We start from the raw sequence: 20,704 nt of genomic DNA on the forward strand, positions 1-20,704 counted from the left end.
AAGTATTAGTTTGTGCATTAAAAATTGTCTTTGAACTGTCTCAGACTAGCAAAGTTTCCCCAAGGTTCATTGTTTTTTGTAACCGAGATGAATTTTTCTGGCACTAACTCTGTAATGGTTGGCAAATCGCTACGCATAAATGGATTTATTTTTAGCTCCTGTCCAATAGAAGTGGGTAGGGAGATTTGGTTATTACTGCGTAATTCATCTACTTTTTTACTGTACGCAAGGAGTTCTGGGTTACGTGGTTCAACCGCTTTGGCAAAGGCAAGATTAGCTTGCGTGTATTCGTGCGTGCAATACACACTGCAGCTTGCAGGCAGCTCTCTTAGTTTATTAAACGATTCCCACATTTGCTTTGGCGTGCCTTCAAATAAGCGCCCACATCCACCGCTAAACAATGTATCGCCTGTAAAAGCAAGTTCATCATTTGTATAGCAAATATGATCAAGCGTGTGCCCAGGAGTTGCCAAAATATTAAAGTTAATATTAAGCACACTGATGCTTTGACCATCAGTGAGTGCGTGAGTGACGCCTTTAAATGGACTATTTGCGGGGCCATAAACCGATATATCTGGATAGGCGTCAACTAATGCAGCTACGCCATCAGTGTGGTCGTAGTGATGATGCGTAATTAAAATACCACCAAGCGTTAGTTTGTGCTCAGCTAGATACGCTAATACGCTCTGTGCTTGGCCTGGATCGACTACCCATGCTTGGTTACTGTTATCGGTAGTTAAACACCAAATGTAATTATCAGAAAAGGCTTTAATTGCTTTGACTTGCACCATGGTAAATTGCTCTATAAAGTGACACTTACCGCATAGTATAACGAGCTCAAAAAATGAAACCAGCCCTTAGTTTTCAAGAAGGACCCAAACCACTGTCGTGGCAACAGTTTCCTCATGGGGATTATTTGCGCAAAGATATTGAACGCAAAATGGAGCAATGGCTGCCGCGTATGTTTGGCTATCATATGCTTAAGCTAGGTAATTTAAGTGGCGAATTAAATACAAGTATAAGTACGATTAAACACCAGGTGTGTGTTGCAGAGCCTGGGCCTTACACTGGGGTAGTTGCTGACATAGATGAACTGCCATTTTACGAGCACAGTATTGATGCATGCATACTAAGTCACTGCTTAGAGTATCATTCAGACCCACATCACATTTTACGAGAAGCACATCGCACACTTATTCCGGGCGGCTATATAGTAATTACGGGATTTAACCCGTTTAGTTTGTGCGGACTTGCACAAATGCTGCCTTTTAGTGGTCAGAAATTACCATGGACGGGGCGCTTTTTTACACCCGCACGGGTTAAAGATTGGCTAAACTTACTTGGTTTTGAAATTGTAAGTGACGAACGTTTTATTTATTCATCACTGGCAAGAGGTAATAGGCTATCAAGGTTTGAGTTTTGGCGGACTTTTGCAAAACAGTATTTAAAACCGATGGGCAGTGTTTATATGCTGGTGGCACGAAAAAGAGTTGCGCCACTTACGCCAATAAAACCTAAGTGGCATGCAAGGCCGCAGTTTGCGCCAGTAAAAGGGGCAGGGCTTAGACAAACGTCAAAGCAGCATTACAAAACGTGCGACCAAGAAAATAATACCAATTGCATTAAATAAGTGATCTACTATAGCGCAAAGAAAATAGCACATTAACAAGGCGAAAATTGTGACATATAGTTGTTCTATATGAATAATTTTTAACGCAGTTAGTGAGTTATTTAATGCGATAGAATGAACATGTTTTTAATAAAGTTGGTGTAACAACAGCTAATTAAGGCTGGTAGCCTACATCTTCTAGTAAATCTTTGCTGCCAGCTGCATCGCGCGCCAAATCGTCAACTATTTCGTTGTACTTATGGCCGCTATGCCCTTTAACCCATTTCCAGGTTACATTGTGCTCGCTACAGGCTTTATCTAGGCGTTTCCATAAATCGACGTTTTTAACCGGCTTTTTAGCTGATGTTAACCAGCCACGTTTTTTCCAGTTAGTGATCCACGATTCAATACCTTGCTTAACATATTGGCTATCGGTTGTTAGATTTACTTCGCATTCTCGAGTGAGTGATTCTAGGGCTACAATAGCCGCGAGCATTTCCATTCGGTTATTCGTTGTGAGTTTATAACCTTGGCTCATTTCTTTTTCGTGGCCGTTATAAATCATAAAAATACCATAACCGCCGGGGCCTGGATTACCTAAACATGAGCCATCGGTGTAAATCTCTACGGTTTTTTGCACTGTTTTACCTTGATCTTATGTACAATAAAGTGATTATAGAAAGATACCAGAATCAGGCAAAATTCGATATGGCACGTAGACAAATAGTTTTAGATACAGAAACCACCGGCATAGACCCTAAACAAGGGCATCGTATTATAGAAATTGGGTGTGTAGAGTTAGTAAATCGCCGTTTAACAGGCAATAACTTTCACGTTTATATAAACCCACAACGCCCAAGTGAAGAAGAAGCAATCGACGTTCACGGTATCACTAACGAATTTTTACGTGATAAACCGTTATTTCATCAAATTGCCCAAGAGTTTTTCGACTATATTGAAGGGGCAGAGTTAGTTATTCATAACGCACCGTTCGATGTTGGTCATATGGATAACGAATTTGCGCTGCTTAATCAGGGTTATCCTAAAACAGATACTTTTTGTCAAGTTCTCGACACGCTTAAAATGGCGCGTGACTTGCATCCAGGTCAAAAGAACAACCTTGATGCATTATGTCGTCGTTACGATGTAGATAACGGTAAACGAACGCTTCACGGCGCGCTACTGGATTCTGAGATTTTAGCCGATGTGTACCTTGCCATGACGGGCGGTCAAACAAAGCTAAATTTGAATCAAAATAAAGATGACGGCAGCGAGCAACAGAAGGGCGGTATAAAGCGTTTAAATAGTGATAGAGCCCCATTAGTTGTTCTGCGGGCAAGCGACGCTGAGCAAAGCGCACACGAAGCACGATTAGATCTTGTAAACAAAGAAGGCGGCCAATGTATATGGCGCGCTGAATAAGGCGATTTAATGAAAACGATGTATTTTGTAACAGCGTTATGTGCAGCTAGTTTATTTACTGGCAATGCATATGGCGTAAAACAAGTAGAAGTGCTCAAGCGCGATGGGCATCAAAATGAGATCCCTTTACTTGATAATCGTTTTCGCATAGATAGCAAAATAGATGAAATAACACTGCTTTTTTTTAGAAAATCAGGTGCACCTGCTGTTATTTTAGTGAGGCCCGATGGCAGTAAGTACTTTGCTACTGACTCAGTTAAAAACCCTAACTTAGATTGGTTTGACGAACTCAGCTACGATTTAGTAACCATAAAAAAACCTATGGCAGGTCCTTGGCAAGTAATAGGCAGTATTTTACCCGACAGCAGAATAGTTGTATTAGGCGAGATATCTCTTGAAGCAGAGCCTCTTCCTTCAATGTTGTTTAGGGGGGAGACAATAAAAATCACCGGAAAAATACTAAATGACGGTGAGCCAATTAATACAAACCTATTTAGAGATGTTGTTAGCCTTAATGTTGACTTTGTAAGTACCAACAATGAAAACTTTGCTAACTTTGGCGCAGGCATTCAAGAAGTAGCTGAATTTAAAGACGATGGACGTGGATTTGATGAGCGCCCTAAAGATGGTGTATTTACCGGCGAGTTTACTTTAGATTTCCCTGCGGGTGAATGGACACCAGAGCTTTACGTGGCAACACCTCTGCTGCAGCGTCGCATTGTGCAAAATACAATAGAAGTGCACGAGCCACCTTTTGTAACCGAAGTCGCGTTAGCAGAGGAAGACACAGACGAGCATCTGTTAACTATAAATATAGACCCAAGTATTGTTAAGCCAGAAACAGTCATCATCCAGGGAAAAATCTACTATCCCAATAACGAAGAGCAAATGTTTACCATAGATGCTGCTGCTAAAGACTCACGACAACTTAGTGTTAAAAATTATGATTGGGGTAGATATAGTGTTGAACTGTCTGTTTTTGGCACTAATATTAATGGTCGTGAATTTATGGCAACGCTACCAACGTATAAATTTGAGATAGAACGACCCATAGAAGCGGTGCCCGAAATTGATCCGGCAACGATTATTACGCCAGATAAAATGATTGAGAGTGAGCCTGTTGAAGAAAAAATGGCCACATCTACAATTATTAGTTTAATTGTAGGCTGCAATACGCTCATTTTATTACTCGGTTGGTTGTTAATTCGTATATTTGTTCAGAAAAAACCGATTAAATTTAAAGTGAAGCTGCCTTTTTTAAAGAAAAAGAAAACAAGTGAAGGTGATGTTGCCGACACAGGAAAAAATCAAGTCGGTAAAAATGGCTCAAAAAATGACAGATCAGGTGAAATTTTAAACCTTTCGATGACAGATGACTAAAAAACCTATAAAAAAACAAAAAAGCCCTTGACGAAATAGGGGTTGGTTCGTATTATTCACGCCGCTGTCAGGGAGACCTAAACAGCAACGGAAATATGGAGTGGTAGTTCAGTTGGTTAGAATACCGGCCTGTCACGCCGGGGGTCGCGGGTTCGAGTCCCGTCCACTCCGCCATTTTCGTAAAACTTGTAAGTAAAAGCTGGAGTGGTAGTTCAGTTGGTTAGAATACCGGCCTGTCACGCCGGGGGTCGCGGGTTCGAGTCCCGTCCACTCCGCCAACACTTACACAACGTATGGTTGTAAAACATATTCTTATTATGGAGTGGTAGTTCAGTTGGTTAGAATACCGGCCTGTCACGCCGGGGGTCGCGGGTTCGAGTCCCGTCCACTCCGCCAATAAGAAAAAATAACAGTTTAAATATGCGCTGGAGTGGTAGTTCAGTTGGTTAGAATACCGGCCTGTCACGCCGGGGGTCGCGGGTTCGAGTCCCGTCCACTCCGCCAACTATTTAAACAATGTTATATTACAAAATTTGTATGCTGGAGTGGTAGTTCAGTTGGTTAGAATACCGGCCTGTCACGCCGGGGGTCGCGGGTTCGAGTCCCGTCCACTCCGCCAACTATTTAAACAATGTTATATTACAAAATTTGTATGCTGGAGTGGTAGTTCAGTTGGTTAGAATACCGGCCTGTCACGCCGGGGGTCGCGGGTTCGAGTCCCGTCCACTCCGCCAACAAATTAAGTAATAACAAGTATAATGATATCTCTGCGGAGTGGTAGTTCAGTTGGTTAGAATACCGGCCTGTCACGCCGGGGGTCGCGGGTTCGAGTCCCGTCCACTCCGCCATTTGATATCATGATTAAAATTAGTAAGTGCATTACCCCATGCACATACCACTGCGGAGTGGTAGTTCAGTTGGTTAGAATACCGGCCTGTCACGCCGGGGGTCGCGGGTTCGAGTCCCGTCCACTCCGCCACTTGTTATTTCCTCAATAACAAGTTTATAAAATCCTTGATTAAATAATTCAGTAAAACTTTTTTGGCTATCAGCTATCAGCTATCAAACACATTCCTTGCACGAACCTGATAATATTCCTTATTATCCGTATCAATACCTATATCAATCTGCCGATGCTCTGGTTAAGTGCTTGTGCATTGCGCTGTATCCCTTCTTTCGTAACTTTGAAACTTTTACCGCAGTTAACTTAACGCCAGGTTTAACCCCAATTCGCTTAATTAAGTAATCTATTTTGATGTAAGAAAAGCATGTCGATAATAAGGAATAATTCGTTATTTAGTTGTTTTCGGCAAATGATCCTGCATTGCTCTATCTCCTGCATCCATGCAGTCGTATATCAGAGACTTTTAACACTGCTAGGCAGGCTCTAAGTATTATTGCTAATTGGTATAGTCATTAACTTTATAGTGTTGTACTTGTAGAGCTCTTGAGAGAGTTTAAGTTTTTACAGGAGTATAGAGATGAATTAAGGGTATTTAATCAATACAGAGCTTTTAGGGTTGGTTAGATGTCAGAGCTGCCTGCTATACCAAGCTGTATAATTATTTAAACAATCTAACGAATTAAACTACTCCATCACGTTGTTAAAACTTTTTATTGTGCACAAAAAAGCCAGCACGTTATATGCTGGCTTTTGGTCTGTAAATGCTTAGCTTAGTTAAGCAGCATCAGCTTCTTTTTTAACGCTATTACGCGCGGCTTTGCCTGCAAGTAAGTCAGCAGGGTCAAAGTCATCAACGTTAATAACATCTAAACGAGATTGCTCAACAGCAGCTAGTTTATCAGCCTCTGCTTGGCTTAATATGCCTGCTTCAAGCCCCATTTGCGCTACTTTATCAAGCTGGAAGAATGGCAGTTTAAGGCCTTTTTCTTTGCATACACGGTCAAATAATGGCTCAACAGCAAGTACGTCTTTAAGCGTTTGCTCTTGACGACCTACAAGGTTGAGCGGCTCATTTGTTAAGTATACATAGCTTGCTAAACGGTTACGCGTTTCGCTAGGTACTTGTAGTAGTTGCGCAAGTTTATGCTCAAGTTGGTCAGTTGGTTTACGAACCGGGCGACCAAACGGGAATAACAATACTTTTAACACGGCACGTAGTGGAGCCGAAGGCATGTTATTAATTAAATCAGCAAGTGCACGTTGGCAATGGTAAAGGTGATCTTGGCAACTCCATTTTACTAGAGCAAAATCTTCTTTTTTACGGCCTTCGTCGTTGTAACGCTTAAGCGTTGCAGACACTAAGTATAAGTAACTAAGTAAGTCACCTAAACGTGCTGAAATACGTTCTTTACGTTTTAGTGAACCACCAAATACTGCCATGCTAATGTCAGACATAAGTGCAAGTGATGCACTAAAGCGTGACGCTATACGGTAAAATTCAGCAGTTTCGTCGTTGTACGGCACACTTGTAAAACGAGCGCCGGTAAGAGCAAGCCACTTAGTACGTACAAGGTTCGACATAGTAAAACCAATGTGACCCATTAGCGCTTTATCAAATACGTTAAGCGCTTCTTCGCGGTCTTCAATTTCGCACGCACCTAGTTCGGTAAGTACAAATGGATGACAGCGAATTGCACCTTGACCATAAATAATCATATTACGGGTCAAGATGTTTGCACCTTCAACGGTAATGGCAATAGGTGCACCTTGATAGCCACGACCTAAATAGTTATTTGGCCCAAGCATGATGCCCTTACCGCCAAGTACATCCATTGCATGAATAGTTGCATCACGCATTTGCTCTGTCAGGTGGTATTTAATAATGGCAGAAACAACAGATGGCTTTTCGCCTAAATCAACAGCACCCGTAGACATACTAACCGCAGCATCAGAGCTGTAAGCGTAACCAGCTAATTTAGCTAGTGACTCTTCAACACCTTCCATTTTACCTATAGGTAAACGGAACTGACGACGAATGCGGCTATAAGCACCTGTCGCAATGGCAATCATTTTAATGCCACCGGCAGAGTTTGACGGCAATGTGATTGCACGACCAACCGATAAACATTCAACCAACATGCGCCAGCCTTGACCAGCCATATCTGGACCACCAATAATATAATCAAGTGGTACGAAAATGTCTTTACCGCGAGTAGGACCATTTTGAAATGGAACGTTTAGCGGGAAATGTCGGCGACCAATTTCAACTCCAGGCGTATCCGTTGGAATAAGTGCACAGGTGATGCCTGGCTCTTTATTGTCGCCAATTAGGCCGTCTGGATCTTGTAACTTAAACGCAAGTCCAAGCACTGTAGCCACTGGGGCAAGTGTTATGTAACGCTTATTCCACGTTAAACTAACACCCACAACCTCTTCACCATTCCATTGCCCTTTACATACCACACCGTAGTCTGGAATTGAGCTTGCATCAGAACCCGCTTCTGGCGAAGTTAACGCAAAACATGGAATTTCTTGACCGCTCGCTAGGCGCGGTAAGTAATGATCTTTTTGCTCTTTTGTACCATAGTGTTGTAATAATTCACCTGGGCCTAAAGAGTTCGGTACACCAACAATTGACGAAAGTAATGTTGATTTACTTGTTAGTTTTTGAAGTACACAAGACTGTGCAAATGCAGAAAACTCTAAACCGCCGTATTCTTTTTTGATGATCATGGCAAAGAATTTATTATCTTTTAGATATTGCCATACATCTTGAGGAAGGTCGGTTAACTCGTGCGTTGCTTCCCAATCGTCCAACATGCTACATACTACTTCAACAGGGCCATCAACAAAGGCTTGCTCTTCAATAGTAAGTTTAGGAACTGGATATTGGTGAAGTTTTTTCCAATCTGGGTTACCGCAAAATAAGTCAGCTTCCCACCACGTCGTACCGGCATCAATAGCTGATTTTTCAGTATCAGACATGCTTGGCGTTACTTTTTTAAACGTAGCAAAAATTGGCTTGATGATATATTGCTGACGAAGGCCAGTAACAGAAAGAGGAACCGCGATGATCAAAAAGATCAACCAGCTAATTAAACCAAAAGCACCCGCAAAGGTACCAATTAATAAAGTTATAGCCGAAACACCAAGTGCTGTGTTCCAACTTGCTCTGTGGTAAACCGCAGTGCTAAGCAACGCGATTAGAACCAGTGTAAATATGAGTGTCATTTTTATTCCTTAATAGAGGTCAGACCACCTCACTTAGAGTAGCGCTAGTAACAGTAATTTTCAAGTACATAACGATGTTAAATTGTAGTAGAAAGTAACTTAAATACGATATTTAATTACCCGACAGAGGAACGCACAATAACTATCGTATAGTCAAAGCATTAACCGTAAGTAGTGTTAACGTAAAAATAAATAAATCTAATAGCAAAATGACACTTTTTAAGTAAGTATAGCCGTTATAGCGGGCTGCAAATTAGTGTACGCTTAATACACAAATATAACGCTATTTATTTTAATGTATGGTTTTTAAGGGTTATTTTATTAATGTGTGAATTACTTGGCATGTCAGCCAATGTGCCTACCGATATTTTTTTTAGTTTTTCAGGCCTTTTAGAGCGTGGCGGGAACACGGGACCACATAAAGACGGGTGGGGCATTACGTTTTACGAAGGTAAAGGTTGTAGAACCTTTAAAGATCCGCAGCCGAGTTATCAATCTGAAATTGCAAAGCTCGTTAAAGCATACCCAATTAAAAGTGTCTCGGTTATTAGCCATATTCGCCAAGGTAACCGCGGGCGAGTATGTCTTGAAAATACTCATCCTTTTACGCGAGAGTTATGGGGGCGTGAAATCACTTACGCTCATAACGGGCAGTTATCTAATTATCATGATTTAAAACCGCAGTACTATCGCCCAGTGGGTAACACCGACAGTGAACTCGCTTTTTGTTGGTTACTTGATAAAATTCGCGAAAAATACCCAAAGCGTCCAAGTAATATGGCGTCGGTTTTTAGATACGCTGCTAAGTTGTCGCATACGTTGCGTGAAAAAGGGGTGTTTAATATGTTATTGACCGACGGGGTGTTTGTTTTAGCGTATTGCACTAATAACTTACATTACATAACGCGCCGTGCGCCATTTGGTAAAGCAACGTTGATTGATGCCGACATGGTGGTTGATTTTCAACAAGAGACCACACCAAACGATGTAGTGACGGTAATAACAACAAGGCCATTAACTAACGATGAGCGTTGGCAAAAAATGGAGCCGGGAGAATTTGCATTGTTTAAGATGGGTGAGCTAATTTAGCCCACCTATTTTAAATATTAACTTTAGTTTAATTAAATTTAGTTAGCTTCTTGAGGTTGTTGTGCTGTTGCAGGCGCAACAGCTGTAGGTGCAGTAACAGTAAATGAATTCATTTGAACTTCAAACTGCTCCATACCTTTTTCGCCTTTCCACATACGTACCAGCATGTAATCCATTTCTGGCGCAAACCATGCAATTGCTTGGCGTTTATCGTTATCGTATAAACGTTTTACTTTAATGGCTTCTACATTACCGATAGGTAGGGAGATCATCTCTTTTTCAACAACTTCAAAGTTGTAGTCGCGGCGGTTACCTTTTTTGTCTATAAGCGGGAATGAAAAGCTCGTTTCGCCTTTTTTCAATCCTTCGCGCACTTGCACTTGGTATGAAATAGCATCCTGAAATTCATCAGTCCATTCGCATTTAAGTGGGTATTCGCTAGCGCTGCTAGTCACTACTTTGTTTGTTGTATCAAAATCAATTTTATAATCTTTATCTGGGCCTGTACCGGTGCGGATCATATTGTAATGATGCGGGGTAACCTTGCCATCTTTAAAGGTAAACTTTGATGTTTCTTCACGAGAATCAGAGAAAATCATCCACTCAATATTGCTGTGGTATGTTAGTTCATAAGTATCGTCGCCCATTTTTTTGAGCTCACGAACAGCTTCACCATGATTTTTACCTTTGCGTAAAATATCGTAGTTAGCTTGATATTGGGTCAATTCGCCTGCAATTAGGCTAGTTGGAAGTAAAGCGCCCGCACATAACAACAGGGCACTTATTTTTTTATTGTGAGTAGTGCGCGCCGTGTGCAGGAAGTTGTTTTTTGTCAAGAACTGCATAATCTGCTTCCATAGTAAGTCTGTGTTCACTGAACCACTTGACCACCAAAGGATAAATTATATGCTCTTGCTCATGCACGCGTTTTGCTAATGTTTCTGCTGTATCATCCTTGAGTACAGGTATTTGCGCCTGAAGAATAACGGGACCGCCGTCTAATTCTTCAGTAACAAAGTGAACACTTACGCCATGAACATCGTCTTTTGCATCAATTGCTCTTTGGTGGGTATTCAGCCCCTGATACTTAGGCAACAAAGATGGATGAATGTTCAACATTTTTCCAACATATTTTTGCACTAAGCCAGGAGTAAGAATACGCATAAACCCAGCTAATACAACTAGATTTGGCATAAAAGAGTCGATAACGTTCATTAATTGCGCATCGTACGCTTCGCGCGAGTCAAAATCTTTATGACTGAGCACTTTTGTAGCAATACCTGCTTTTTTTGCACGCTCTAGGCCATAAGCGTCTGCTTTGTTACTAATAACAGCCGCTATATGTCCGTTTATCTCGCCACGTTCGCAGGCATCTATGATGGCTTGTAAATTAGAGCCACTACCTGAGATTAAAACTACCAGACGAGTCGGTGCCATTACTTAGCACCACCTACAATTTCAACTTGCTCTTCGCCAGCTGCTGCATCTTGAATTTCACCAAGGTGCCATGCATTTTCGCCCAAGTCTTTTAGCATTGTTAAGCTTTGCTCAAGTTTGTCTGCAGGAACTACTAAAACCATACCTACACCACAGTTAAATGTACGGTACATTTCGTGTGTAGTAATATTACCGTTTTCTTGTAACCAGTTAAAAATAGGTGGCCACTGCCAGCTATCACCTTTAACTACAGCTTTTGCTGAAGCGGGTAATACGCGTGGAATGTTTTCCCAAAAACCGCCGCCAGTAATATGCGAAAGCGCATGTACGTCAACGTTTTTGAATAACTCAAGTAAAGGTTTTACGTAAATACGAGTAGGCTCAAGTAAAGTTTCGCCTAAAGTTTTACCTTCAAAGTCAGCGCTGGTATCAGCTTTTGACACTTCAAGTACTTTACGAATTAAAGAGAAGCCATTTGAATGAGGACCACTTGATGCAAGTGCAATAAGCTGATCGCCTGCAGCTACTTTTGTGCCATCAATAATTTTAGATTTTTCTACAACGCCTGTACAAAAGCCTGCCATGTCGTAGTCTTCACCATCATACATACCTGGCATCTCAGCTGTTTCGCCACCAATTAGGGCACAACCTGAAATTTCACAACCTTTGCCAATACCTGTAACTACGTCAGCTGCTGTGTCTACATCTAGTTTACCAGTTGCATAGTAATCTAGAAAAAACAGGGGTTCAGCACCTTGAACAATTAAGTCGTTTACACACATTGCAACTAAATCAATACCAACCGTATCGTGTTTTTTTAAGTCGATTGCTAAACGTAGTTTAGTACCAACGCCATCTGTACCTGCAACTAATACTGGTTGCTTGTAGCCTTCAGGAATTTCGCAAAGTGCGCCAAAACCACCAATTCCGCCCATTACTTCAGGACGACGAGTTTTTTTAACTACGCCTTTAATACGCTCAACAAGTGCATTACCAGCGTCGATATCTACGCCCGCGTCTTTATAGCTTAGAGACTGTTTTTGTTCGCTCACAGGTTTTCCTCAAAATAGTTGTTTTGGGTTGCTTAGAAACGCGCGTATTTTACAACAATTGCAAGGTCGCGGCTAGCTCAAATGTAATTTTGAAATAATTAACAAGGACACTTGTCCGCTGTCTGTTGTTTAAATAAACAAAAAAACGCCCGTAGGCGTTTTTTTAGTATTAAAGGCGTTAAATTAACAGCTATGCTTTTGCGGTTAATATGGCTCGAAGTGGAGCGGGGTAGCCTTCAATTGTTTTACTTGTATCGTTTGGATCTAAAAAGTCGATTAACGATTCGTTTTCCATCCAATCGGTTTTGCGTTGCTCTTCAAGCGTGGTAATAGCGCAATCTTTTATTTGCACATCTTTAAAGCCAACGCGTTCCATCCAGAGTTTTAATGCTGCAGTACTTGGAATAAACCAAACGTTGCGCATTTTAGCGTAGCGGTCGGTAGGGACTAATACTGTGTTTTCATCACCTTCAATTACTAGCGTTTCAAGTACGAGTTCGCCGCCTGGGCGAAGCTGGGCTTTTAACTGTGCTAAAAAGTCGATAGGTGAGCGACGATGATAAAGTACGCCCATCGAAAAAACTGTATCAAACGCTTTAAGTTCCGGTAATGCTTCAACACCTAGTGGCAGTAAATGCACATTTTCGTCTGGGTTGTAGTGTTTAATTGCCTGAAACTGACATAAAAATAAATCAGACGGATCAATACCCACTACAAACTCTGCGCCTTCACCACGCATACGCCATAAATGATAACCTGAGCCACAACCAATATCTAAAACAGTGCGACCTTTTAATGGCTCAATATGAGGAAGCAGGCGGTCCCACTTCCAATCACTGCGCCACTCTGTGTCTATTTCAATTCCGTGCACACTAAATGGGCCTTTGCGCCATGGCATCATGCGTTTTAATAAATGCATGGCTTGCTTTTGCTCGCCATCACTCATCTCCCCTGGTGCACCAATTTCTACCTTAGTAGAAATATCAACGTGCGAAGTCGCCACCTCTGGCAAGTTTTTAAGTACTTTTTGCCATTTAGGTAAATCACCGTGGCTAGCCTCGTTTTGCCAATGTTTTAATTGTGCAGGTAGGGTTTCTAGCCAATGACTAAGTGGGCTTTGTGCGATAGATGCGTAAAATTGGTTAAACCATTGAGACATGGATGACTCTCTTTATTTAATTGCTACCATTGAGCAAAAATTAAAACATTGATACCACACTTGAGTTTGGCTAAAACCAATATCTTGTAAGCGAGTAAAGTGAGCGCTTAGTGTATCTGGGCGCATAACGTTTTCGATGGCGGTACGCTTTTGGCTTATTTCAAGCTCAGAGTAACCATTGTGTCGTTTAAAGTCGTGGTGCAAATCAATCAATAAATTATCGCATTGCTCGTTTTCAGCTTTAATTTTTTCGCTCAACAGCAATACGCCGCCAGGTTTTAAATTAGCGTATATTTTTTCAAGCACGGCTTGACGCTGAGCATGCGGAATAAACTGCAGCGTAAAGTTCATTGCTACTACTGAGGCGTTTTGAATCTCAAGTTCGTTAATATCGCCTAAAGTAACAGTAACAGGTACATCTGATTTAAAACCTTGTAAATGTACCTTACAACGCTCAACCATAGCTTGAGAGTTATCTACCGCTATTATATGGCAGTTATCGGTGCGAATATTTCGTCGCATGCTAAGTGTTACTGCGCCCAGTGAGCAGCCTAAATCATAAAGATTTGAGTTACTTTGCGCGTATTCACCCGCAAGTTTACCCATTGTACTTACAATAGTTGCGTAGCCCGGTACCGAGCGCTGAATCATATCTGGAAAAACTTCGACTACATTTTGGTCAAAGCTAAAATCTTTTACTTGTTGCTCAGAGGCATAAATACTGTCTTTTATGGTCACGAAGGCAGTCTCTTTGTAAATAATGGCGCTATTTTAACATTTTATACTGGATAGTCAGTGATAAATTCAGTAGCTTGACTAGAATTATGAATAATAAGTATAAAAGAGAAGATTAAATGAGCAAAAGTAAGGTCATCAGCACAGACGATATATTAGCAACCCTTTGTCATTCAGTGACAGGCGTACTCACTTCAGCCAGTGGTAATGGTATTAGCTACTCAGCCATGGTGCAAAAAATAACACGTACATGTATGCGACCAGATATTGGCTGCTTTGTTTTATTTGACGGCGGTTTTACAGGGCTTGTAATTACCAACTTTACTTCGCAAGCGGCGATGGAAATTTATGGCGATTACATGCGAAACATGGGAATGCCAGAAGATGAAATAGCGCATAGCCATTTATCAGACGACGTATCAAACGTACTAGGCGAGTTGATGAATCAAATTGTTGGCGACTTTACGTCTAAAGTGCGCGAGCAGTTACATACTTCAATTACGCAAAACCAGCCAAAAATGATGGCAATAAACAAGCAAGTGCAAATATCGGTAGATACCACCATGGATCGCCCGCAAGCCCGCCGCGTAACATTCACTACAAGTAAACAAAATATCTTTTACTTGGAATTAGCGATGGATAAAACAGAGTTTATTAAATTACACGACTTTGATATTGCAGAAGCACTAGACCCTGATGACATAATTGAAAACGAAGCACGTAAAAAAGCGGACAAAGAAAAAGCATCTACCGCAGTAGAGCAAGACGATGCCGATGACGACTTTATGGCAGGCTTAGGACTTTAATTATATGTAGGTTGGGTAGAGCGAAGCGAAACCCAACGACTGCTCAGCTATTAATCTTTAGTTATGAGTGTTCGGGTTAGTGATTAAAATAAAAGCGCGATTTATATCGCGCTTTTTCGTCATGTTAGCTTTATTTGAATAAGTAAACCTACTCTTTAAACTTATAACCCACACTATAAACCGCAGCTATTGGGTTTAGTCCTGCTTGAATGTCGTTAATCTTTTTTCGTATATTTTTAATGTGTGTATCTATGTTGCGATCGGAGATGTCGGTTGTGTCGCTGTATACGTTATTAATAATATCTTCGCGGGTAAAAACACGCCCTACGTGACTTATAAATAGTAAAAAGATTTTAAATTCGACGGCGGTAAAGCCAATGCTTTTTCCGTTAAGGCGTGCTTCGAAATCGTCTTTGTGCAATTGAAAATTATTATGATTGATGATATTTGTTTTAGGCTGGCTGGTTCTTCTTAGTACGGCTTTTATGCGTGCTATAACTTCTTTAGGGCTGAAAGGTTTGCATATGTAGTCATCGGCGCCGAGCTCTAAACCCAGTAAGCGGTCTATTTCTTCACTTTTTGCGGTAAGCATAATAATAGGCACACTTGAAAAGACTCTAATTTGCTTACATAGCTCTGTGCCATCAACATCTGGCAGCATTAAATCAAGAAGTATTAAATCTACAGCGTTTTGTTTTACAAAACTAACTACACCTTTGCCGCTATTAAAGTGCTCAGTTTCGTAATTTTGTTGCTTAGCATAGGCAATAAGTACCTCTGCAATGTTTTCTTCGTCTTCAACGATAAGTATTTTTTGTGATGCCATTATTTTAACCTAAAAGTGTCAGCGTTATTTTTACTTCTAGCCCACCAAGTGGTGAGTTGTGCAACGATATTTGACCGCCATGTGCCTCTACTATTTGTTTGCAAAGTGCAAGTCCTAAGCCCGAGCCGCCGTGCTCTCGGCTTCGAGACTTTTCAACGCGATAAAAACGCTCAAACAATTTTTGTAATTCGTTTGGTAAAACACTTGGGGCTGAGTCTTGTAAAATAAGCTCAATGTTATTGGGTGTTTTGTTGGCAAGTATTATTACTTGCCCACCTTTATGCGTGTATCTGCAGGTATTTTCTAACAGGTTTGAAAATAATTGCACAAGGCGTTCTTTATCGCCATTTATTATACATTTGCCGGCTTTGGTTAAACTTTTGCTGTCTACATTTAATTCACGCTCTTTAAAGCGAGCGGTGTAGTTTTCAATTGATTGCTCAAAAATGTTTATTAAATCAATGTGTGCATTGCTATAGGTTAAATTAACGCTATCTGTTTGTGCTAGTTGGGCTAGGTCGTCAACAATGTGACTTAAATTATCTACTTGGTTTATGAGTAAATTAATGCGCTTTGTATCGGCTGTAAATACGCCATCTTGTACGGCTAGTAAATGCGAGCGTAGTACGGTAAGTGGGGTTCTTAATTCGTGGGATGTGTCTGACACCCATTGAAATCGCATTTGTTGGTTTTGCTCAAGCGTGTGGGCTAAGGCGTTAAAGTTGTTGGATAGGGTACCTAGCTCATCTTTACTAGAGGGGATGATTCTGCTGGCAAAATTTCCTTTTGTTAACTCATCGGTGCCAGTCACTATTTGCTTTATTGGTTTTATTAAATGGCGAGATAACACAATAGCCATAATAAATGCGAGCACAATAACGAGTAATGTGATCATAAAATAGTTATGAAATTGCGCTGCTAAAAACGCTTTTGTTGGGCTACTTTGCACAAGTTTTGAAGGGACTAAACCTATCCAGCCTATAACGTTATTGTTTAATAAAATAGGTTCTATATGTGGGTTGTCGTTTAAATTAGCCCTACCAATAACAACCTTTTTATTTTGATCATATAAACTTATACGTTGCCCTGTTTTAAGGGAACCTGCAGGTAAGTGTACCCACAATAAAGAAGGCGTTGCATTGCTGTTATTTGGTTTGGGTGGGGTGCTTGTGTGTTTATTCGCTTTGGGCTCGCCTGGCTTTTTTTGCGGCTCTACAATAGAGCGCCATAATTGCGTGCTTTGTGTAATGGGTTGCCAACTGCCTAATCCGCTATAAAGCTCAATAAGTTGATGCTTAACCATTGCTACATGTTTTGTTTCTTCTTGTTCAACAAAGTCGTTAAAACCTGACGAAAAGGTCATGTATATAAACACAAACATAAGCCCAACAAGGGCGATATTAGTGATAAAAAAAGCTAAAAAGAATTTATGTATTAATTTCACTGATTGGCAAATAGTAAAAATCATGACGTTAACGTACCAAGCAGTATTGCATATTGATTATGTGCCTACAATTAGCGTATTTAGGGAGTTGCTTACTAAAATCCTTTTTAAGTAAGCTTTTAGGTATGTTGATTCTTGGGCTAGAACTTTATTTTTGCGGTATCGCCAGCACCCAGTAACTTATATTGTGGTTTTACAAAGCTTGCGTGTACTGCGCCTAAACTTTTAGGGAACGATATGGCAAGCTCATCTACTGTTGTAAATGTGTGCTTCGCTTGAAAAACAATTTCTAGGTCGTGCGCTTCGTTGCTGCTGGTGGTAAAAGCGACGCGTTCAAACACGATAATTTGCTGATTTACACGTAAGCTCGTTTTTTGTTTAAGTGCATTTTTTACAAACTCTTCTTGTTGCTCGGCACTTAAGTTTGTAGGCATAAGCTTATCAATATCGCCCATAAGCCATGCTTGCTCGCTTTGCAGCGCTGAAATTAAATGCTCAGCATTAGTTAATACTTTAACCTCAACTTGCCCGTCTCTTAAAATTACTTGGGCTGTTGTGTTTTTTAATACATGTGCGCTCACTTGAGCGCACATACTTGTTAAAATACACGCTAGCATTAGCCATTTTAATTTTTTAAAAAAATACATAATTACTACCTTTTATTGAAGCGGAGACCTTTTTGTTTATTGAGGTTGCTCAATAGTTACTTTACAAATAAGGGTGTTGTCGGTTTCTAAGTCTTCGCCCCATATGAACTTTGCGTTTTTATCCCAGTTAATATCGTCGTAACCGTCTTTTGGTCCTACATCGGCAAAGTTGTGCTCTACTGCATTAGCCCAATTCGTATCGTCAAAGTTACTTTGCAGCCAGTTAGTTGGTGCTTCTTTTGACATAAACGCACAAGCGCCTTCGCCCGCTACAGGGTTTGTTTCGCTTTCGCATAATTTGTTAAGCGGCGCTTTGTGAAGTATTTCGCATTTAAAGCTTTTATTGCTTACCGCAATTACTTTATTTGTATCGGTGTTGGTAAGTTGCATAATAAAACCGCCATCACCCATTTGCTGATTTTTAGCACCGATGTATTCAAGCCCTGTGTCGTTTTGCTTAAAGTCTTTAATTATTAAATTAAGCTCAATAGGGTAGTTTGCAGAAAACGTAATGCTTTCGGCATTAAATGAGCGTTCTGTGGTTATAGGCACAGAATCTTCAACAAGTAACTGCTCGCCTATGTAGGCTGTAAACCAGTTATCAGCCCATGCTTCTAGCTTTAAGTTGTGCTTGCCTGTAATGGTAGGATTTGTATTTTTCTTAGTGACTGTAGGAGTAAGGTGATTTGGTTGCGGACCTCTACAAAATGTACCTGTTTGAACTTTGCCACCATTACTGATGGTTTTTTGTTTAAAGCTATAGCAGTCTTTTCCCTGTGATGCAGGGCTGTAGGTAGTAAAGTAGTTTTCGCCTTTATATGAGTAGCTCATTGTACGGCTGCCGTTTTCAGAGATTGTGTGCGTTAAGTTTTCAACGTCTCCTTGTGGCGGGCGCAGATCGGCTCTTATACCTTGAGTATCGCCACTCAGTGGTGCCACTCTTGGTAATTTTGCGGTATCTACTTCACCTACTAAGCACTGAATAATATACGGCGGCGTAGCTGATGTTTGGTAGCGATAGCCAAATGTGTCATCGGTTTGTCCGTTACATACATCAAGGTCACCTTTGGCAATTGCACTACCGTCTGGGTTTTTACTGCTATACAGCGGGTAACCATCGTAAGCCCAACCAATAATGGCATCGCTTGATTGGTTTTTCATTGTGTCAATCATACACGTTGGCGATACATGATAATGGTAGTCATCACCTCGTCCTGCGTGTCCGCCACATATATCTAACTGTCCAAGTGCTAAAGTGTCGTGTTTTTCATCGTAGCTATTTACGTCCAGTTCACCTTGCGAAGAATAGTCGTATATTGGTACGCCATTAACGGCAACACCTACGGCTGCATCAATTGTTGTTATTGTTTTTGCTTTTTTCGGGTTTAACTTTATAGGTGCGGCGTAGTCTTTAGCTGGAACGGGTATTTGCTCGTTAGTACCTGTAATACCTGTCATTACGTCATGATCAGGATAAGTAGATGAGGCAATATAAGCATATTGTTCATCGCACGTAACAGATACGCTTTTATTAAACCCTGCATTACTTACTGATTGTGTAATAGCATCGCAACGAGGTGATTTTACGTTAGCGGTTAAATATGATTTATCAGGCTTTGGTTGCTCATTTGGTTTTAGTCTTGTATTAGGTTTGTGCTCGGCGCTACTGGCGCTTCGCGAGTATTTAACCGTCATACTTGCAGTATCGAGCGTAATATCTTTTACAGCAGCGAGTAATGCTGAGCGATCTACCTTTGTATCGCTATTAAAGGTAACCGGTGCAGATAATGCGTACACAGTATAAGTATAGCTTTTTTCACCCGGGCCTTTAGAGCAAGGTGGCGCGTATTGGTTTAAATCGTTTACGCTATTAGAGCCTACTTCACCGAGAGTTTCGCCCGCTTTAATTTGTGTTTTATTGGCGGTAATATTATACATGGTCCAATACCAATGCATTCCCTCTGGCGCTTTATGATCCATAATTAACGCATAATATTTGGTTGTGTTAGGTGCACCGCTCCAGTTAAGTGGAGGGCTAATGCTTTGCCCATCGCATGTATAAGTAATAGGCAAATCACCGCCATCGCTTACCTTTGAGCTTGTTAGAGTAAAATCATTGAGGTTTGATTGTTCAAGTGATTGGCTGTTTTGCTCGTTGCAGGCACTTAAGGTTAAGCAGCACAGTGCACTGAGTAAAAAGGCATAGGTATTTTTCATCATTTAAAACTCCAAAGATTAAGAGTACATAGAAAGAATTAGCTATTAAGAGTGTAGTTCTCAAATGTAGGGCAATTATGTAGTTTTAAACTTTTTTGTTTTTATTAAGGGCAGGCGTTAAGTTGTGAGTTGCTTACGGGGATAAAAGACTGGGTATGAACGCTTGGTTATGGAAGGAAATATTAACTTAAGCATGGGCGTTATTTTCACTCAGTTAAATAACGGTAAAACCCTTATTTTAAATAAGGATTTTCTCCCATTGCGACGACCACACAAAAAATTCTTAAATCTAACTCTAGCTGGTGATAACTCGGCTCCATATGGCAGCAAAGTTGATAAAAGCCTTTGTTGTGATCTTTTTCTTTAAAGTGGGCGAGCTCATGTACCACTAACGCTTTTAATAATGGCTCGGGAGCGCGCAGTAAGTCGCTGTTTATCGCTAAATCGTGCTTACGGGTTTTACCTTGCATTCGATACGTATGTGTACCAAGTGCGTTGGTGACCATGTCGCCTTGCTTTTTAAATGCTGCGCGCCCAAACGGTGGTGCATTTTTTAAATACTGTTTTTTAAGCTCGGTTGCGTAGTTATAAAGTAGTTTATCGCTAGTAATGGTATGTGCTTGCGGGTACTTTTTAAGTAAGTAGTCACATACCTTTTTGTTATTTATAAGGCTTAATACTTGCTCAACAATGTTAGCTGGGTAGCCGGTAAAGTAACGTGCGTATTCACTCATTATTATTGCTCT

At 40.8% G+C, this 20,704-nt stretch carries 18 protein-coding genes and 8 tRNA genes; 13 read left to right on the top strand and 13 right to left on the bottom strand.

Annotated elements, in window-relative coordinates:
- Nucleotides 1-17: 17 nt before the first annotated feature.
- On the bottom strand, nt 18-791 hold the full coding sequence (gloB, locus tag I6F47_RS16230) for a hydroxyacylglutathione hydrolase (protein ID WP_101217181.1): 774 nt from the start codon (nt 789-791) through the stop codon (nt 18-20).
- 53 nt (nt 792-844) lie between these two features.
- Here gloB and I6F47_RS16235 point away from each other — a divergent pair, with 53 nt between their 5' ends.
- On the top strand, nt 845-1,630 hold the full coding sequence (locus I6F47_RS16235; RefSeq protein ID WP_024590790.1) for a class I SAM-dependent methyltransferase: 786 nt from the start codon (nt 845-847) through the stop codon (nt 1,628-1,630).
- A 154-nt stretch (nt 1,631-1,784) separates the two neighbouring features.
- On the opposite strand, the gene rnhA is transcribed toward I6F47_RS16235, so the two are convergent.
- Nucleotides 1,785-2,249 carry a ribonuclease HI gene (rnhA, locus tag I6F47_RS16240; RefSeq protein WP_007378210.1) on the bottom strand — a complete coding sequence of 155 codons (465 nt, stop codon included), beginning with the start codon at nt 2,247-2,249 and terminating at the stop codon, nt 1,785-1,787.
- A 68-nt stretch (nt 2,250-2,317) separates the two neighbouring features.
- On the opposite strand from rnhA, the gene dnaQ reads away from it, so the two are divergent.
- From dnaQ to I6F47_RS16290, 10 genes are all read left to right on the top strand, one after another.
- Entirely contained in the window at nt 2,318-3,031 is a 714-nt protein-coding gene (dnaQ, locus tag I6F47_RS16245) for a DNA polymerase III subunit epsilon (protein WP_007586004.1), read from the top strand.
- A 9-nt stretch (nt 3,032-3,040) separates the two neighbouring features.
- Nucleotides 3,041-4,411: a TIGR03503 family protein gene (locus I6F47_RS16250; RefSeq protein WP_197184196.1), complete on the top strand. Its 1,371-nt coding sequence runs from the start codon at nt 3,041-3,043 to the stop codon at nt 4,409-4,411.
- 97 nt (nt 4,412-4,508) lie between these two features.
- Nucleotides 4,509-4,585, top strand: a tRNA-Asp gene (locus tag I6F47_RS16255).
- A 27-nt stretch (nt 4,586-4,612) separates the two neighbouring features.
- A tRNA-Asp gene (locus I6F47_RS16260) sits at nt 4,613-4,689 on the top strand.
- A gap of 41 nt (nt 4,690-4,730) precedes the next feature.
- Nucleotides 4,731-4,807 (top strand) — tRNA-Asp (locus I6F47_RS16265).
- 31 nt (nt 4,808-4,838) lie between these two features.
- Nucleotides 4,839-4,915, top strand: a tRNA-Asp gene (locus I6F47_RS16270).
- A 38-nt stretch (nt 4,916-4,953) separates the two neighbouring features.
- Nucleotides 4,954-5,030, top strand: a tRNA-Asp gene (locus I6F47_RS16275).
- A gap of 38 nt (nt 5,031-5,068) precedes the next feature.
- Nucleotides 5,069-5,145 (top strand) — tRNA-Asp (locus I6F47_RS16280).
- A gap of 37 nt (nt 5,146-5,182) precedes the next feature.
- A tRNA-Asp gene (locus I6F47_RS16285) sits at nt 5,183-5,259 on the top strand.
- A 54-nt stretch (nt 5,260-5,313) separates the two neighbouring features.
- Nucleotides 5,314-5,390, top strand: a tRNA-Asp gene (locus tag I6F47_RS16290).
- Nucleotides 5,391-6,089: 699 nt separating this feature from the next.
- Here I6F47_RS16290 and fadE read toward each other — a convergent pair.
- Nucleotides 6,090-8,546 (bottom strand): acyl-CoA dehydrogenase FadE, encoded by a 2,457-nt coding sequence (gene fadE, locus I6F47_RS16295; protein WP_197184197.1) that lies wholly within the window; start codon nt 8,544-8,546, stop codon nt 6,090-6,092.
- Nucleotides 8,547-8,870: 324 nt separating this feature from the next.
- Here fadE and I6F47_RS16300 point away from each other — a divergent pair, with 324 nt between their 5' ends.
- A complete protein-coding gene (locus I6F47_RS16300) occupies nt 8,871-9,635 on the top strand; it encodes a class II glutamine amidotransferase (RefSeq protein WP_197184198.1) in 765 nt (254 codons plus the stop codon).
- A gap of 38 nt (nt 9,636-9,673) precedes the next feature.
- Here the strand turns inward: I6F47_RS16300 and I6F47_RS16305 are convergent, their stop codons facing one another.
- The 5 genes from I6F47_RS16305 to cmoA form a co-directional block, all read right to left on the bottom strand.
- Nucleotides 9,674-10,408, bottom strand: coding sequence for a DUF3108 domain-containing protein (locus tag I6F47_RS16305; RefSeq protein WP_007586948.1), 735 nt, complete (start codon nt 10,406-10,408; stop codon nt 9,674-9,676).
- Between the two features lie 16 nt (nt 10,409-10,424).
- Entirely contained in the window at nt 10,425-11,072 is a 648-nt protein-coding gene (gene purN, locus I6F47_RS16310; protein ID WP_007586949.1) for a phosphoribosylglycinamide formyltransferase, read from the bottom strand.
- Nucleotides 11,072-12,124, bottom strand: a complete 1,053-nt coding sequence (gene purM / locus I6F47_RS16315; protein WP_002959993.1) for a phosphoribosylformylglycinamidine cyclo-ligase — start codon at nt 12,122-12,124, stop codon at nt 11,072-11,074. The genes purN and purM overlap by 1 nt, the downstream gene beginning before the upstream one ends.
- 190 nt (nt 12,125-12,314) lie before the next feature.
- Nucleotides 12,315-13,283: a tRNA 5-methoxyuridine(34)/uridine 5-oxyacetic acid(34) synthase CmoB gene (gene cmoB, locus I6F47_RS16320; protein ID WP_138488804.1), complete on the bottom strand. Its 969-nt coding sequence runs from the start codon at nt 13,281-13,283 to the stop codon at nt 12,315-12,317.
- A 12-nt stretch (nt 13,284-13,295) separates the two neighbouring features.
- Nucleotides 13,296-14,021 carry a carboxy-S-adenosyl-L-methionine synthase CmoA gene (gene cmoA / locus I6F47_RS16325; RefSeq protein WP_007378000.1) on the bottom strand — a complete coding sequence of 242 codons (726 nt, stop codon included), beginning with the start codon at nt 14,019-14,021 and terminating at the stop codon, nt 13,296-13,298.
- A 116-nt stretch (nt 14,022-14,137) separates the two neighbouring features.
- Here cmoA and I6F47_RS16330 point away from each other — a divergent pair, with 116 nt between their 5' ends.
- Nucleotides 14,138-14,824: a DUF3334 family protein gene (locus tag I6F47_RS16330; protein WP_007586957.1), complete on the top strand. Its 687-nt coding sequence runs from the start codon at nt 14,138-14,140 to the stop codon at nt 14,822-14,824.
- Nucleotides 14,825-14,972: 148 nt separating this feature from the next.
- Here I6F47_RS16330 and I6F47_RS16335 read toward each other — a convergent pair whose 3' ends face one another.
- The 5 genes from I6F47_RS16335 to I6F47_RS16355 all read right to left on the bottom strand — a co-directional run bounded on the left by I6F47_RS16335 (nt 14,973) and on the right by I6F47_RS16355 (nt 20,692).
- Nucleotides 14,973-15,650, bottom strand: a complete 678-nt coding sequence (locus I6F47_RS16335; protein WP_165722930.1) for a response regulator — start codon at nt 15,648-15,650, stop codon at nt 14,973-14,975.
- Between the two features lie 4 nt (nt 15,651-15,654).
- A complete protein-coding gene (locus I6F47_RS16340; protein ID WP_231609244.1) occupies nt 15,655-17,013 on the bottom strand; it encodes an ATP-binding protein in 1,359 nt (452 codons plus the stop codon).
- A gap of 221 nt (nt 17,014-17,234) precedes the next feature.
- Nucleotides 17,235-17,741, bottom strand: a complete 507-nt coding sequence (locus tag I6F47_RS16345) for a hypothetical protein (RefSeq protein ID WP_165722928.1) — start codon at nt 17,739-17,741, stop codon at nt 17,235-17,237.
- A gap of 36 nt (nt 17,742-17,777) precedes the next feature.
- Nucleotides 17,778-19,961, bottom strand: a complete 2,184-nt coding sequence (locus I6F47_RS16350) for a YHYH protein (protein WP_197184199.1) — start codon at nt 19,959-19,961, stop codon at nt 17,778-17,780.
- 230 nt (nt 19,962-20,191) lie between these two features.
- Nucleotides 20,192-20,692, bottom strand: coding sequence for a M48 metallopeptidase family protein (locus tag I6F47_RS16355; RefSeq protein ID WP_165722927.1), 501 nt, complete (start codon nt 20,690-20,692; stop codon nt 20,192-20,194).
- Between the last annotated feature and the right edge of the window lie 12 nt (nt 20,693-20,704).

Origin of the sequence: Pseudoalteromonas sp. NZS37 (genome assembly GCF_015864265.1) — a bacterium.
Classification (GTDB): domain Bacteria; phylum Pseudomonadota; class Gammaproteobacteria; order Enterobacterales; family Alteromonadaceae; genus Pseudoalteromonas; species Pseudoalteromonas arctica.